The sequence below is a fragment of the Halioxenophilus aromaticivorans genome (genome assembly GCF_042850945.1).
Lineage (GTDB): Bacteria > Pseudomonadota > Gammaproteobacteria > Pseudomonadales > Cellvibrionaceae > Halioxenophilus > Halioxenophilus aromaticivorans.
Genome location: NZ_AP031496.1, coordinates 2,772,501 through 2,787,508 on the forward strand (window position 1 = coordinate 2,772,501; position 15,008 = coordinate 2,787,508).

A 15,008-nucleotide genomic window follows, 5' to 3' on the forward strand; every position below is an offset into this window, starting at 1 on the left:
TTTAGATATTTCCAGATTTTAGTTGTTTAACTGCGTAGTCGCAGGCCCTTGCGGTAAAGGCCATATAGGTAAGTGAGGGGTTTACGCAGGCAGAAGACGCCATAAACGAGCCATCGGTAATAAATAGGTTGTTGATGTCGTGAGCTTGATTGTATTTATTTAAAACCGATTGATTTGGGTTGTGTCCCATTCTCGCTGTACCCATTTCGTGGATGGCAGCGCCGGGCGTGGAAAGATTCTCATCATCCCCAAACTCAACCGAAAAACTGGCGCCGGCTTTGGTAACAATATCTTTTGCTTGTTGTTTTATATCTTTGGCCATGGCTTTTTCGTTATCGCTCCACTCAAAATCAAAGGCGACCTGTGGCACGCCAAAGCGATCTTTCTTGTTTGTTAAATACAGCTTGTTGCGCTTTTGTGGCAGGCACTCACCGAATCCACCGACATAGAATGTCCAGTGCTTTGGCTGGGTTAAATTGTTTTTATATTCAGCGCCTATACCAGGAGCATTGAAGCTGCCTATCCAACTCGACCGTGAAGTATTGGTTTGGAAACCATAGCCTCTTACGAAACCCAAATCTTCGTCGTTGGATAGATTCCTAAACCTTGGTACGTAAAGCCCAGTGGGCCGATTGCCATGGTAATAATAGTTGCTATAGTTGGTGAATAGCCCCGCGGCGCCAATGCCCGAGAAATGATCCATCAGGTAGTGCCCCAGCACCCCGGAGCTGTTGGCGAGGCCCGTTGGAAAGTGCTCATTGGCACTATTTAATAGAAGCTGTGTACTGGCGATGGTAGATGCACAAAGGAATACGACCTTGGCCGAATACTGGCTGCGCTCATTCGTTTTTGTGTCCACCACACAGACTTGGCTGATTTTTTGGGTATTGTTGTCGTATTCTAATCGCTCCACCAATGCATTGGCTCTAATAGTTACATTGCCGGTTGCCAGGGCTGCTGGCAATGTGGAGGATTGTGAACTGAAATAACTGCCCGTTGAACAGCCATTTTCGCAGGGGCCACAATAATGGCAGGCCGAGCGTCCCGGCAGGTTTTCCGTTAATATCGCCGTGCGCGCGTTGGTGAGCGTAATATCCGGCCTAGCTGCTTTCAGTTTTTTTTGTATTTCTTTTTCTAAATGGTACCAAGGCATTGGTTTTTGGAAATCGCCATCGGGCAATTGCGGCAAACCTTCTTTTTTGCCGTTGACGCCAATAAACTTTTCAACGTGGCTGTACCATGGCGCTATCTCTTGATAAGTCACCGGCCATGGTTTGCCATGCCCGTCTTTTGCGTTGGCATTAAAATCTTGCTCGCTAAAACGATAGGATTGTCTCCCCCACATCAGCGAGCGCCCACCCACATGGTCGCCGCGGGTCCATGTAAAGGGTTTCTCTGGGTTGTTTTGGTAAGGGTTTAGACGATCGTTGTTCCAGAATTGGATGTTACTGGCCATGAACGCGTAGCTTTGGCTCTGAATGGCGTAATCTCGGCTTTCCAGTTCGCGGTCGGGTTTGCCGTTGAAGGGTAAATCCCAAGTAGGTACGTGCTCTCCGGTATAATCTAGGCCATGGCGCATTTCTTTGCCGCGCTCAAGCACCAGTACGCTTAAGCCTTTCTCCGCGAGTTCTTTGGCAGCCCAACCGCCAGAAATGCCAGAGCCAATTACAATCGCATCAAAATTATTATTCGGTTTCGTTTTCATCTTTTATATAGCCTTATAAACGGAATTCAGCCCAGGCGGCTTCGCCATCTTGCAAAGTTACTTCTCCGTCAAAATGCATTGGCATGGGGTTGTATCGAAGGGCTTGTTTGCAGCCAATTTCAGAAGTGAAATAGCCCCAAACGGTGAGTTCTTTAATCATGCAGATAAACGGCGCAGAACTAACAAAAGCCCGCCGAACGTTCCCCCTTTGATACCACGGGTGCTCTGCGGCGGATTGTTCCAGTTGCTGCAATAATTCCTGTTTTTGCTGGGCAGTCAGGGCCGAGAATGTTTTACCGTAATGTTGCTTGGATTTGTCATCGACGATAATTAAACCTTTTTCAAGAGTTTCGTTTTCTTCGCTATTTAGCCAATACTGTGCCATTAATTCGATAAACGTCGGTACGGCAGCCTCTGTTGCTCCGGGGGTATCCGTTTTGGGAATGATGGTTTCTGCAATATCGGCCACCAGTGTGCGTTGTTCATTGGAATACAGCGTTGGCTTTTGCTTAACAAACGTTTTGCCCTGCAAAAAATTTTGCTGGCTCTGTGATAAGGCGAAAAGGTTTGAGGAAAAGGCGGTACCCGCAGTAAGTACTGCAGCGCACTGTAGAAATTCACGGCGATTCATCCCGAATACCTATTATAGTTAAATTGTTGTCTTATAGCGTTTTAATTGTTGGAGCTGAATTTAACCTTAAATACAGCTAGTTAAAGGCTGTGGGTATTGTATTAGGGCCTAGTCAGAAGGTTTTGTCTGTAGCCGTACATCTCAGGTTTAATAACAGATGTTAATGCCAAGTGTTATTGGTGCTACACTCTGGCAATCTTTTTGTGGGGAGCTGCTATGCGTATTTTATTAGTAGAAGATGATCAGCTGTTGGGCGAATCTCTCGCGGCCTCTATTAAAGCGGAGGGTTATTCTGTGGATTGGTTTTTGGATGGCAAGTCACTACCCATGGCGCATATCGGTGAAACCTACGACCTAGCCATGCTCGATCAGCGCCTACCGGGCCGCAGCGGTGTGGACATAATCATAGATATTCGTGCGCGCGGGCTGGATATTCCGGTTTTAATGCTAACCGCAGCGGATGCCTCCCAGGATAAGGTTGCAGGCCTAGATGCGGGGGCAGACGATTACTTAACCAAGCCGTTTGATATGGACGAGCTGTTTGCTCGTGTTAGATCTTTGCTGCGCCGTAATAGCAGTAAGCGGCCAGTGCTAATCTGTGGTGAGGTGGCCTTGGACTGTAACGCGCGTACGGTATCGGTTAACAACGAGGTTGTAGAAGACTTAACTGCCAAGGAATACGCCATTTTAGAAGCGTTAATGCGTAACAAAAACCGTTTTATTACTAAAGCACGCCTGCTGGAGACTAGCTCTAGCTGGCAGGAGGAGGTGGAATCCAATACCGTTGAGGTTTATATCTCGCGGCTACGCAAGCGGTTTGGCAAGGATTTTATCGAAACCATGCGCGGGGTCGGTTACCGCGTATCTTCAGCGAAGTAGCGCAAGAGAAGTAGCCCTCAATGGCAATTTCACTAAGGCGCAGGCTAACGTTGATATTACTGGGGCAAACCCTATTGGTTTGGGTTATTGCCGTAATTTTAACGACAATCTATGCGCAAAATATCATAAGAAAACAAATAGATCAGCAGCTGTATCAGTATATGGATATGGCCGTCCACACACTAACTACAGTTATAGCCAACCCAGAAATTACCCATTATTTTGCTCGTGAACCCAATGAGCTAATCAATCGCCATAGCGATATCTCGCGTATTCGCAGGATGGGTGCCAGCGACGAGGGCCAAGCCACTAATCTCTGGTTTCCATCTTCCCACGTTGTAATTGGTGATTCTTCACCGGCATTTCCTGAGCCGGATAAAGAAGGGTTGAAACAACTTACGCTTGACGGAGCCCAGTGGCGGGTTCTGTACAAATACAGCGAACCTGTTGGGTTGTGGATAGGTGTGGGGGTTAATTTAGAAGACGCGCAAGCCTTGGCATCGCTAACACCAGAACGCTTCATTGTACCTATCTTCATTATTATGCCCCTGTCATTGCTAGTGCTTATGGTCAGTATTCGTAAAGGAATAGAGCCTTTAAATCTATTGGCCGCTAAAATTAGTCAGCGTAATTCACAGGATTTAACACCGCTGCAGGTAAACCCGGTGCCCAGTGAAATGCAACCGGTGGTGCAGTCGTTAAACGAGTTGTTAGGCCGGGTCGCCAGCGCCATCGAGCGGGAACAGCGATTTACAGCCAACGCAGCACACGAGCTTAAAACCCCACTGGCTGCCATCAAAGCGGAGGTCCAGAGGCATCAGCGTTCCACCTCTGATTCAAAAACCGGGGCGTTACTGGCCAATATTGATGCCCGTGTATCCCGCGCGGTAGAAACCGTCTCTCAGTTGTTAACGCTTTCAAGGCTGGATAACGGCGAGCAATTTGAAAAAACAAAAGAGGATTTGGGCCAGCTTGTAATTGAGGTTTTGGCTGAATTGGGCGCTCTGGCCATGGAAAAATCACTGGTTGTGGAAGTGCCTGACGAACTACCACAGACGTGGATTTTAGGTAATCAAGAATGGCTGATGATTATGGTCCGTAATCTGATTGATAACGCCATAAAATATTCACCCAAGGACAGCGTCTTGGTGCTAAACGTGGCAGAACAAAACAGCGCGGCTCAGCTGACCATCGTAAACCAATGCAAACCGATCGATACCGCCGATTTAGCTCGATTGAAAGATCGGTTTTATCGGCCTGTAGCAACCAGTGAACAGGGCGTAGGGCTTGGTTTATCGATTGTTGATCGTATTGCCAAGCTCCATGGCGGTGAGATGTCTGTGAGAGTGGATAACGATGCCTCCCGGTTTATTGCATTAATTGAATTGCCTATGTACGTATAACTTTAGGCAACACTTCAACTCTTACTGCTCAGGGCTCACAACGCAAAGTCTGAAAGACAAGGGATAGGCATCCAAGCCTCGTGTGGGTACAATGCGGGCATTCAAACCAGTCCATATCTTGATAATAGAGTGTCGCTATGAGGATCGAAGCCGTAAAGGTGCGCCGGCTTTATCTGGAAGTCGCCAGCCAAATCGAAAATCTCATCAAAAACGGTGAGGTCGACGTTGGCCAGAGATTGCCTTCCGAGCGGGATTTGTCCGATCAATTTGGCGTAAGCCGTCCCACTATCCGCGAGGCGATGATTGCTCTAGAGATCGCAGGCCTAGTCGAGATAAGAACCGGTTCCGGTATTTATGTGTTGGGCACTCAGCCAAAGCGATCCATCCAGGATGTCGGCCCAGGCGCCTATGAAATATTAGAAGCCCGGCGCCTTATCGAGCCAGAATTGGCGGCCCTTGCAGCTGATAATGCTAAGCCCGCCCAGCTCGACGACCTGGCCAAGGCACTAGCCGATATGGAGTGCGAGCAATCTGCTAGCAGTGTTTCTGAGGCTGCCGACAAACGCTTCCATTCCATCATCGCCGATGCATCGGGCAACAGTGCCCTGGCAGCGGTGGTGGATTGGTTGTGGCAAATGCGTATGAACTCAGAGCTCAGTACGGTGTTTCATCAAAGAGCCAGGGACGCCGGTGTTCACCCGTCGCTGGATCAACACAAGGCAGTATTCACCGCGATCGCCGCAAAAGAGTCCGAGGCTGCACGCAGTGCCATGCAGCAGCACTTAAATGCCGCTTTGAAAGACAGTAAAACACTGCTAGATCACTAGCCGCCGAGTATTTCCGCGCAGCAACCCTCACCGTATCCCTTCACAGTAACTCATCACAGCGACCGCAAAGGCAAACTAACGCCATACTCCAGTACCAACTCCGGTGGCCGGCCGGATGGCGCTACCTCAGCCGAAACGTAAACTTCATTAAAGCCGCGTATGCTTGACACATTTCAGGCAGGCGATAAACTACCCGTAAATTGGTAAGGCCACCTAGCCAGCTAGTGAAAGGCTTCATCGGTTGCCATCGGCCCTAGTGCGCTGCGCTACGGTTGGCGGCCTGAGCACATATTTGAGCGGATTTTATGACAAGACTTTCCCCCGAGTTGCTAGGCGAGTTGCCTGCCGGCGTTGATGTGCCTAGCTATGATCGGCAGAAACTTAAACCAAGGATTGTGCATCTGGGCATCGGCGCATTTCATCGCGCCCACCAAGCAGTGTATTTAGATGATCTGCTCAACAAACAAGGCGGCGACTGGGGAATAGTCGGCGTTAGCTTACGATCCGATAGTGTTGCTAAACAGCTTCTGCCGCAGGGCGGTTTGTACACTCAGTTGGAAAAGGGAGCCGAGAATCAATTTCGAATTATAGGCTCGGTAATTGATGTCGTCGTTGCGCCGGAGGATCCGGATGCGGTTATTCAAGCCATCGCCGACCAGCACACCGGTTTAGTATCGCTGACCATTACCGAAAAAGGGTATTGCCATAATCCTGCCACCGGCACCTTGCTAATCGATCATCCAGAAATCCAGCAAGACATCACTAACAATCTGCAGCGGCCGGTATCAGCGGTTGGGTTTATTGTGGCCGGGCTTAAGCAGCGTTATGAGCAGGGCTTCCCGGGCATCACTGTGCTCAGTTGCGATAACCTTCCCAACAATGGCCATGTGCTCCGTTGCGTGGTGAGTGAATTGGCGCGCATTATTGATCCAAAGCTTAGCGAATGGATCGACAAACACGTAACCTTTCCTTGTTCCATGGTGGACAGAATTGTGCCCGCCACCACCGACGCAGACCTCACCTGTGTGCGCGAACGACTCGGTGTAGTAGACAAAGGCGTGGTGAGCTGCGAGCCTTTTTCTCAGTGGGTTGTGCAAAATCAATTCGCACAGCCAGTGCCGGATTACGCTGCTGTAGGCGTGCTACTAACCCAGGATGTTTCCGCCTACGAAAAAATAAAACTGCGCTTACTGAATGGCAGCCATTCGTTAATCGCCTATTTTGGCTATGTTAACGGCTTTGACTTTGTTCATCAGGTAGTTAATCAGTCTGTATTCTTGGCGCTAATTCAGCGTTATATGACTGAAGCTCAAAGCGTATTGGGCGCGCCAACTTCTTTCGATATAGAAGGTTACAAATCGCAACTGATAGAGCGATTTAAAAACCCTGCGTTACAGCACCAAACCTACCAAATTGCAATGGATGGTTCGCAAAAGATACCCCAGCGTTGGTTGGAGACACTAACACTGCTGCTGCAAAATGGCCGCGATACACAACTATTTGCCTTATTGATCGCCGGCTGGATCACCTATCTGCAAGGTAAACGCATTAACGGCGATAGCTTTGAAGTGATGGACCCGATGGCTAAACAGCTTAAGACCTTGCTAGAAGTGCCTGGCTCCAGCGGTGACCTAAAAGCCGACCAGAGCACCGTAGATGCGGTGATGACCTGCCAAGCTATTTTCGGCAATTTAAGTCAGCGCGCCCCTGGATTAGTACAGCAAGTTAACCACCAATATCGCATTTTAAATGAGCAGGGCGCTATTGCCGCCATTCACGCATTGCTCGGCACCATAGATTAACAATGAACAGAACAGGGAATAAACATGCAAGAAACATGGCGGTGGTTTGGCCCCAAAGACCCAATTTCTTTAAAGAAAATCGCCCAGGCTGGCGCTACGGGTATCGTAACCTCACTGCATGAGGTAGCCGTGGGTGAGTGTTGGCAGGTGGCCGATATTCAGGCTCGCAAAGACCTTATTGAAGAAGACGGCCTTAACTGGGCTGTGGTTGAAAACTTGCCCTTACACAACGACATTAAATTGCGTAAGGGTAACTTTAAGGAATTACTGGAAAACTATTGCCAGTCTCTAATCAACCTTGGGCAATGTGGCGTCAAAACGGTTTGCTATAACTTTATGCCGGTAGTGGATTGGACCAGAACCAATTTGGATTACCGGTTGAATAATGACGCTCGAGCGCTACGATTCGAAATGAGCGATTTTGTCGCCTATGACGTCTACATTCTAAAGCGCAAAAACGCAGAAGAGTCCTACACCGATTTACAGCTCGATAACGCCGCCAAACGCTTTGTGGTCATGACCGACGAAGAAAAATCGCTGCTCGAGAAAAATATCATTGCTGGCTTGCCCGGCGGCGAGGGCTCTTATAATCGAGAAGACATCCGTGCTGCTATTGAAGAGTTTATCGCACTAGGCGAAGCACAGTACCGAGAGAATCTATTTCAATTTTTGCGCGATGTCGTCCCCACGGCAGAGCAAGCGGGTATCGAATTGTGTATTCACCCAGACGATCCGCCGTTTTCACTGTTTGGCTTGCCTCGGGTTGTATCAACCGAAGATGATGCTGCGGCTCTTTTGGCGGCGGCGCCCAGCAAAAGCAATGGGCTGACCATGTGCGCGGGTTCCTACGGCGCTCGGGGCGATAACGACCTTGTGAGGATGATTCGACGGTTCAGTGATCGAATCTACTTTGTGCATTTGCGCAACGTCAAACGAGAAGAGGACGGCTCGTTTTACGAATCGGAACACCTCGATGGTGACAACGATATGATCGGCATTATGAGCGCGTTATTGGACGAGGAAGACCGTAGATCGAAAGAGGGCGGTGCCGTTATTCCTATGCGACCAGACCACGGACATCTGCTTGCCGATGAACTCGACCAACCCGGCACTAATCCTGGCTATTCCTACGCCGGTAGAATGAAATCTCTAGCAGAGTTACGGGGTGCACTGCATGCGCTAGAGGCTGTAAGAAAATAACACTGTAAATTAGGGATTCTCCATGAACAATAATAAACAAAAAGCGAAGCAGCGCATGATCGGTAGAAAAGTGAGTATATTGGCATGTGTTCAGGCTATGGTGACGGCCATAGTGATGTTACAAGGCTTGCCAGCACTGGCTGAGAAAGGAGAGCCAAAAGCCGAGACAAAAGTCGAGAATAATGCCGAGAAGAAAGAATCCACGCCGATGGACTTTTTCAAAGGCGAACCGGATACCGCCTATCCGGATACCAGCCCCTTACTGACTAATGTCACCGGGCGAGATTATCAATCGCTCAACGGTGAATGGAATATCGTTATTGATGAAGCTGGTATGGCTTGGAGGGTGATCACTAAGCACGATTATTTCTCCAGTGGCGCTGGTGTAGCCGAATTTCAACATCGCTTGCTGGAGGCAAGCTTTGATGACTCTGACACCCTAGCAGTACCGGGGGATTGGAATAGCCAAAGACTTGACCTAGACCGATACCGCAGCCGAATTTTGTATCAAAAAGACGTATCACTAGAGCCCAAAGAAGACAAACGTTACTTTATACACTTTGGTGCAGCCAACTACACCACCGATGTGTTCGTAAACGACGAGCTGGTCGGCCGCCATATCGGTGGTTATACCTCGTTTAACTTTGACATAACGCCCTATGTTAAATCCGGCAACAACATCATCATTGCCCGAGTTGACGCGCACCTTGATGAAACCACCATTCCAACCATGCGCACCAGTGATTTCTGGAAATACGGCGGCATTATTGGCGATGTTGGGCTGGTCACGGTAGACAATACGTTTATTGAGAATTACCACATCTACCTGGCAGACAGAGAATCCAATACCATCCAAGGCTGGGTGCAGCTGGCCGGTGATAATATAGCCAATCAATCTATTGAGCTAGGTATTAAAAAGCTTGGCGTAGAGGGGGTTGGCCATCAACGGTACGGAAACCTTAGTTAAGGGAAAAATACCCCTTTAATATCAATTGATTACAGTGATTCAGTATATTTGTTGATCAGGGCGGTATGGGCAGGGAAATGACCCAGCGGTGGCGTAGCTTGCATGCTTGTAGTGAAAGGGCAGGCGCTGAGCTATTGGCGTAAGCCTACTTATTGTCCTTCATCAATTCAAGCTCGGAAAGGAGATGAGGTGCCTGACACCGTTGCATCCGGTTTAATTACTCAGGGAAATTCGTCATCTTCAGTTACTCGAATGGGTCTCAATCCCCCCGCTTCAACATTAGGGTCGATGTCAAATGAGTACCGGCCAAGTACATGAAGATGCTCTTGACCTAAAGGCGACAATTGGGCGACATCCTCGCGGTTTATTTTGTGGCCATTGGCTTTCAGATATTGCAGTACGGCCTCAATATACAAGGTATTCCATAACACCACGATATTGAGCACCAAACCCAGTGCCCCTAATTGATCTTCTTGCCCCTCCTTGTAAGGGCGACGCAGTTCCCCTCGTCGGCCGTAGAAGATGGTTCTCGCCAATGTATGGCGACTCTCGCCCCGATTAAGCTGGCTAAGAATGATGCGACGGTACTTCTTATCACGTAGATAACGAAGGCCATGTATCGTTTTATTGGCCTTGCCAACTTCGGCGATGGCTTTGGCCAGCGCTGAAGGTCGCTTCGAGCTCAGTAGCGTCTTTATGAGTTCCACGGCACCAATCTTTCCGGTTCTGAGCGAACCCGCGATGCGTAGCATATCCTCCCAGTGGTTGGAAATACGTTCTTGCTTCATGTAATTTTTGGAGTGGGCATTCATCACGCCGTAGTCAACTTCTTTGTCAAACCGCCAGAACCGCATTGAACCGATATCCGCTATGCGAGGACTGAATTGGTAACCTAACAGCCAAAAAAGCCCAAAAACGATGTCACTGGTACCGGCCGTATCTGTCATCACTTCCTTCGGATCAAGAGCCGTTTGTTGCTCTAGCAAACCTGCAAGCAAATAGATTGAGTCTCTTTCCGTCCCGGGTATCAGGAGCCCGTGAAATCCCGCGTATTGATCGGTCAGAAAATTGTAGTAGGTCACACCGGGTTTGGAGTGAAAGTACTTTTTATTGTAACGCGTGTAGGCCGTATGAGAGGGGGCAATAAATCGCAACCCATCCGCTGAAGCTATCTCGCCGCCACCCCACAGTCTTACTAACGGCAGATCAGCGTGGTATTCGACAAGAACAGCATTGGCTTTGGCAATTGTTTCTGCGCGGAGATAGTTCTTTTTCACCCATGTTAGTCGACGGCGACTCAACGCAGGGTGACCTGGCTTTATCAGAGGTTCTATTCCTATATTACAGGCCTCTGCGAGTAAGACAGCACAGATACTGATGGGCAGATCAGAGACACGGCTACTTTCTTCGCTGATATGAAAAAACTCATCGGCAAAACCTGTCTGGCAGTGGATTTCCAGCAGAATCTCAGGCAAGTCAACATAAGGCATCAACGCCTTGACTCGTTCCCTTAAAAGCTCCAGGCTTTCTCGTTCATCCTGCTTTTCAAGGGGTGTCAGAATAATATGCGGTTTACTATTTTTGGTCTCAAATCTGACGCTCGGATTTTCAGGTAAATTCGCTAGGAAATCCAGATAGCTTTGATTGACGGTGTCGACAAGTTCCTGGACTTTGGGCGCAGGGTCTTCACTGAGGTTGAGCGCACGGCAAATACTGGGCTTAAGCTGTTGCCATTCGTGTCCCCGGAGTAAGCGCAATCTTGGATTCCCCCACCGCTCGCTTGGTTTTACGTATATTTCACGCCTTTGCAAGTTGTCTCGAAACAACTTTGTGAGGTAAACACAGTAAGCGCTTTTATCAACCTCGCCCTCCTTGACAATGTGCTTCTTCCAGTTTTTGGAAATCAAAGATAGCACTGGTTTAAACGATGACTTTGTCGAATCATTGCCCTCAAAACCATGTTCCACCAGCTGCTTGATTGCGTTAAGAATCGGGGTTCCATCATTAGTGCTGTGAAAATCTATCGCCTGCATAAGCCTGGGTAAAAATCGTTTTATGCGGTTGTATTGCGCTATCCACTCTGTTTGATATTGATCACCTCTCGGACGCGCCAAGGATCTCACCGTTTCAATCGCTGCACCGATTTTCTTGCTAGATACAAGGCTGAATGCCTTACCCCTCAGATCATGGGCCTCAACACCACCATCTAAAAGCACATCGCAAGCCTGGGCGAGTAACAACGCCGCCTCATCCAGGTCTTTCAATGTTCTCAAGCGGTGTTTTTGCGCCTGAAGTCTTGCTTGTCTTTGAATATCCGCAATGAAGGCCTCGAAGAGATCGAGGCTATCGTCAATCAGCTTCACTTCCATGTATTGCGCAAAAGCCACCAGAAAGGCGGGTCGCTGGGCCGCGGTCATCCTTCTGATATTGATCGCATGCGCTTTCATCGTACGTTTAGCGAGGTTCAGGACGCGATTACTTGGCAAGCTGGACAGGTCAATCGAATTTACAGCCAACTCCCTTACCATCGACAGCCGTTGAAGAACTGCCAGAATCGATGTGCTGTTGACGTTGTCCACAGGGGAGCGAAGATAGTCTAACACGCTGGTGTGCTCTGTCGGCCCTGGTACGGTCAGTGAGTCGAGGTTGTTGCGATCCTTATCACTGAGCAAATTGTTGATTTTGTTGCCCATGCGGGAAAAGGCTCGCTGGCGCACTGTGGAAATCAGTCGGCTGAGTGTGGTGACGCCAGGTAGAATGGTCTTTGCTGCCACCAATTGGCGCGTGGCCATATCAAATAAAATGCTGGGTCTTTCGTCTCCGACCCACGCTCGAGCATAAAGCCAGCGAAGGAGGCGAAAATTGGATGAGGGGTCGCTAAACTCGGTGTAACCGTAGATCTCCTTTATCTGTCGGAGATGTTCTTGCTTCGCTGCTTTTGTGTAATGATGTCGGACTGAAATGTCCTTGATTTGCAGTTGAGAAGCCACATAATGGACGGCCCTTAATGGAATCACATTCAAGTTATTAACGTTGGTACCGAGAAAACGCAGTGTACACAGTTGCAATGCATAGCCCAATTGATTAGCTTTTTTGCGACGCTGTTGAATAATTTCAAGATCATTATCGTCGAGGAAAAAGTAGTGAGCCAACTGCGTCTTCGACGGGGAGCCGTTATATTTACCGTAGGATTTCTTCTGGTCTTTGGTGAGGAATTCGACAGGCATGCTGTGATCAGTAACCCATAAGTCTAATTTTTGTATTGAGGAGCATAATCGTCTAAGGCTTTTTGTTTGTGTTCAGATAATGAGCGACAAATGATGCTCTGCCACACAAGGAGTTGCAGCTTATTGACAATCTGAGGATTCACGATAAGAATAAAAAGCCACGCAACGCTAAACGATATCATGCGCAATGGCAATGTCCTGGTTAGGCGGCTGGCAATATTAAACAGGTTGATCCGATTTGTGTAACACTGGCTACTCACCATGACGAGGAGACTGGAACTGACAATGGAGCAACTTACGGCGGAACAACGGCATTTGGCCAAGCTCATCGACGAGCACGTGTGTAAGTTTCCGGAGACCGACTCGGGTAACGAACAACTGTTGACAACGGTTTATGATTACATGGCGGCCTTTAAAATCATCATGGACAGTGCCACTCGCCTGCAAATGGATTACCTGAGTCAGCAGTATCCAGGCTTCCATCGATTTGGAAAACTTCTCGAATCGATTGCACAAGGTATATCAACAGGTGCTATTGAAGTCCCGCGAGACCATTGATCGTGATGTCGGTAAACCCTTCACAGGGAGCTGACCAAACCTGGTTGTTTATTGATCTGCCAGGGAGGTGAGGCTACCGTCTGCAGTTCAGGGATCAGTGGTGCTTCGTCTAGGATGTCTATCAACTGAACCGCTAGTGTCGGCTCCGGGCCCACGGTATTGCCGCTTCGAGACCGCTAAATGCCGTCTGCCGGGTATCGCAGAGGTGGATTGGGGTATCAGCGCGATACGCGCTGTGTGTCTTTGCTCAGTCCGGGTTGCACACCGGTGATCCTGAGCCTCCGGCGTACAGTCTTGAGTTAATATTCAATATTTGGCTTTTGTCTCCCCCCATGCGGTTGCAGTGCTGTCGCATTTGGCCTATTATTAACTATGACTAACATACGAAGAGGGCGTTAATCATGCTGGCGGAACAGGACCTGCGTACTCTCCAGGATGCGGGCATCAACAATATTGAAACGCTTGCCTCCGCGGCGGCGGCTTTCCTGCGTGCACACCCGATTTACACGGTGCCGCTGATGCCCAATGCCCTGTCAGAGCAAGAAGAGACCTTTTTACGCCAAGGCGGCGCCATCGGGGTAGGGGGCGCCAATAAAGACGCTGCCTCAGCGAATGTGACCATTATCGCTGGGGAATACGCCCAGATGGTGGCTACCGCCCATAGCCAGCAGGAAGTGGCCGCCCGCCTGAGCGTGAGCACCAGCCGTATTCGACAACGGCTTGATAGTGGTTCGCTCTATGCTATCGATGGCCCCTCAGGTCGGGTCTGCCCCCAATTTCAATTTGCTGATGGTAGCACTCTACCCGGTCTGGAATCCGTGCTTGAGGTGATCAGCAGAGAGGCGCACCCGGTGGCCGTACAGCGTTTCTTTCTGACAGTCAGTCCGGATCTCGAATCGGATACGCTGGGGCGGGCCCTCAGCCCGCGGGACTGGTTGCTGACTGGACATTCGCCGGAGTCAGTGAAACTGTTGGCTAGGGAGCTTTGATGCCCCCACATAGTTCTAAAGCTAAGTTCCCCGAGCCGCCGGGTATCGAGGCATTGCGCGAAATTCCCGTAGAAACCCAAACGCTGGCGGCTGGCACTACGGTCGCCCGCCTTTTTTTCGCCGCTGGAGATTATCCCAGCACATGGGATGCCTTTAGGCACTACGGTCCTTCCGCCAGTCGTTTTGACCATCACTTGCCAGATGATGATGGGCTTCCCCAGGTACAAGAGAGGGGCGTTATGTACCTGGCTGCCGGCAGCGAATCCATCCCGACCTGCCTGGCAGAAGTGTTTCAGGCAACACGCATTATTGACCGCTATTCACGCGACCCCATCCTCGCGGGCTTTGAACTGAGGGACTCATTGACGCTGCTGAGTCTTCGCGGCACCTTTGCGACAGCCATTGGCGCCTCCACGGCCATTCACTCAGGACAAAGGCCCCGGGCGAGACGCTGGGCGCAGCAACTCTATTTGGCCTATCCGAAAGTAGACGGCATTCTCTACTGCTCATCCATGTATGGAAATGAACCCGCGATCGCGCTTTTTGAGCGCGGTCAGCGCGCGATTCCCAAGCGACCGATCTTCCACCGTGAACTGAAAGATCCTGTCATGGCCAATATCCTCACAGAGACAGCGAAGAAAATTCGATACGAATTGATTTAAGGCGGCATGATGCCTGGCAGGGTAGGCCTTATTCTTCAGCTATGGTGTGGTCACCGGACATTTTGGCGAGCGAGAAACCAGCAATGACTCTCGTTGAGCAATGACCGCTAAAGCGGGATTTGCGGAATTCTCAAATCAAAGAGCGTGACTATTTTCAT

At 49.5% G+C, this 15,008-nt stretch carries 12 protein-coding genes; 9 read left to right on the top strand and 3 right to left on the bottom strand.

Going from position 1 to position 15,008, the window contains the following annotated elements:
* Position 1: 1 nt before the first annotated feature.
* Both ACGHM3_RS12165 and ACGHM3_RS12170 read right to left on the bottom strand, forming a co-directional pair.
* A complete protein-coding gene (locus ACGHM3_RS12165; protein ID WP_345428374.1) occupies positions 2 to 1,705 on the bottom strand; it encodes a GMC family oxidoreductase in 1,704 nt (567 codons plus the stop codon).
* A gap of 13 nt (positions 1,706 to 1,718) precedes the next feature.
* Positions 1,719 to 2,336, bottom strand: coding sequence for a gluconate 2-dehydrogenase subunit 3 family protein (locus ACGHM3_RS12170; RefSeq protein ID WP_345428376.1), 618 nt, complete (start codon positions 2,334 to 2,336; stop codon positions 1,719 to 1,721).
* A 216-nt stretch (positions 2,337 to 2,552) separates the two neighbouring features.
* Here ACGHM3_RS12170 and ACGHM3_RS12175 point away from each other — a divergent pair, with 216 nt between their 5' ends.
* The 6 genes from ACGHM3_RS12175 (at position 2,553) to ACGHM3_RS12200 (ending at position 9,414) form a co-directional block, all read left to right on the top strand.
* Positions 2,553 to 3,215, top strand: a complete 663-nt coding sequence (locus ACGHM3_RS12175; protein ID WP_345428378.1) for a response regulator transcription factor — start codon at positions 2,553 to 2,555, stop codon at positions 3,213 to 3,215.
* Between the two features lie 20 nt (positions 3,216 to 3,235).
* On the top strand, positions 3,236 to 4,618 hold the full coding sequence (locus ACGHM3_RS12180; protein WP_345428381.1) for an ATP-binding protein: 1,383 nt from the start codon (positions 3,236 to 3,238) through the stop codon (positions 4,616 to 4,618).
* Between the two features lie 137 nt (positions 4,619 to 4,755).
* Complete coding sequence (locus ACGHM3_RS12185) at positions 4,756 to 5,445, top strand: FadR/GntR family transcriptional regulator (RefSeq protein WP_345428383.1); 690 nt, start codon at positions 4,756 to 4,758, stop codon at positions 5,443 to 5,445.
* 305 nt (positions 5,446 to 5,750) lie between these two features.
* Positions 5,751 to 7,247, top strand: coding sequence for a mannitol dehydrogenase family protein (locus ACGHM3_RS12190; RefSeq protein ID WP_345428385.1), 1,497 nt, complete (start codon positions 5,751 to 5,753; stop codon positions 7,245 to 7,247).
* A gap of 24 nt (positions 7,248 to 7,271) precedes the next feature.
* Complete coding sequence (gene uxuA / locus ACGHM3_RS12195; RefSeq protein ID WP_345428388.1) at positions 7,272 to 8,447, top strand: mannonate dehydratase; 1,176 nt, start codon at positions 7,272 to 7,274, stop codon at positions 8,445 to 8,447.
* A 22-nt stretch (positions 8,448 to 8,469) separates the two neighbouring features.
* Complete coding sequence (locus ACGHM3_RS12200) at positions 8,470 to 9,414, top strand: sugar-binding domain-containing protein (protein ID WP_345428391.1); 945 nt, start codon at positions 8,470 to 8,472, stop codon at positions 9,412 to 9,414.
* Between the two features lie 221 nt (positions 9,415 to 9,635).
* On the opposite strand, the gene ACGHM3_RS12205 is transcribed toward ACGHM3_RS12200, so the two are convergent.
* Positions 9,636 to 12,641 (bottom strand): Tn3 family transposase, encoded by a 3,006-nt coding sequence (locus ACGHM3_RS12205; RefSeq protein WP_345428394.1) that lies wholly within the window; start codon positions 12,639 to 12,641, stop codon positions 9,636 to 9,638.
* Positions 12,642 to 12,902: 261 nt separating this feature from the next.
* Between ACGHM3_RS12205 and ACGHM3_RS12210 the strand changes: the two genes are divergently transcribed.
* The 3 genes from ACGHM3_RS12210 (at position 12,903) to ACGHM3_RS12220 (ending at position 14,850) form a co-directional block, all read left to right on the top strand.
* Positions 12,903 to 13,199 carry an arylsulfatase regulator gene (locus ACGHM3_RS12210; protein ID WP_233710335.1) on the top strand — a complete coding sequence of 99 codons (297 nt, stop codon included), beginning with the start codon at positions 12,903 to 12,905 and terminating at the stop codon, positions 13,197 to 13,199.
* 401 nt (positions 13,200 to 13,600) lie between these two features.
* Positions 13,601 to 14,188: a hypothetical protein gene (locus ACGHM3_RS12215; protein WP_345428401.1), complete on the top strand. Its 588-nt coding sequence runs from the start codon at positions 13,601 to 13,603 to the stop codon at positions 14,186 to 14,188.
* Positions 14,188 to 14,850 carry an RES family NAD+ phosphorylase gene (locus tag ACGHM3_RS12220; RefSeq protein WP_345428404.1) on the top strand — a complete coding sequence of 221 codons (663 nt, stop codon included), beginning with the start codon at positions 14,188 to 14,190 and terminating at the stop codon, positions 14,848 to 14,850. The genes ACGHM3_RS12215 and ACGHM3_RS12220 overlap by 1 nt, the downstream gene beginning before the upstream one ends.
* Positions 14,851 to 15,008: the final 158 nt, after the last annotated feature.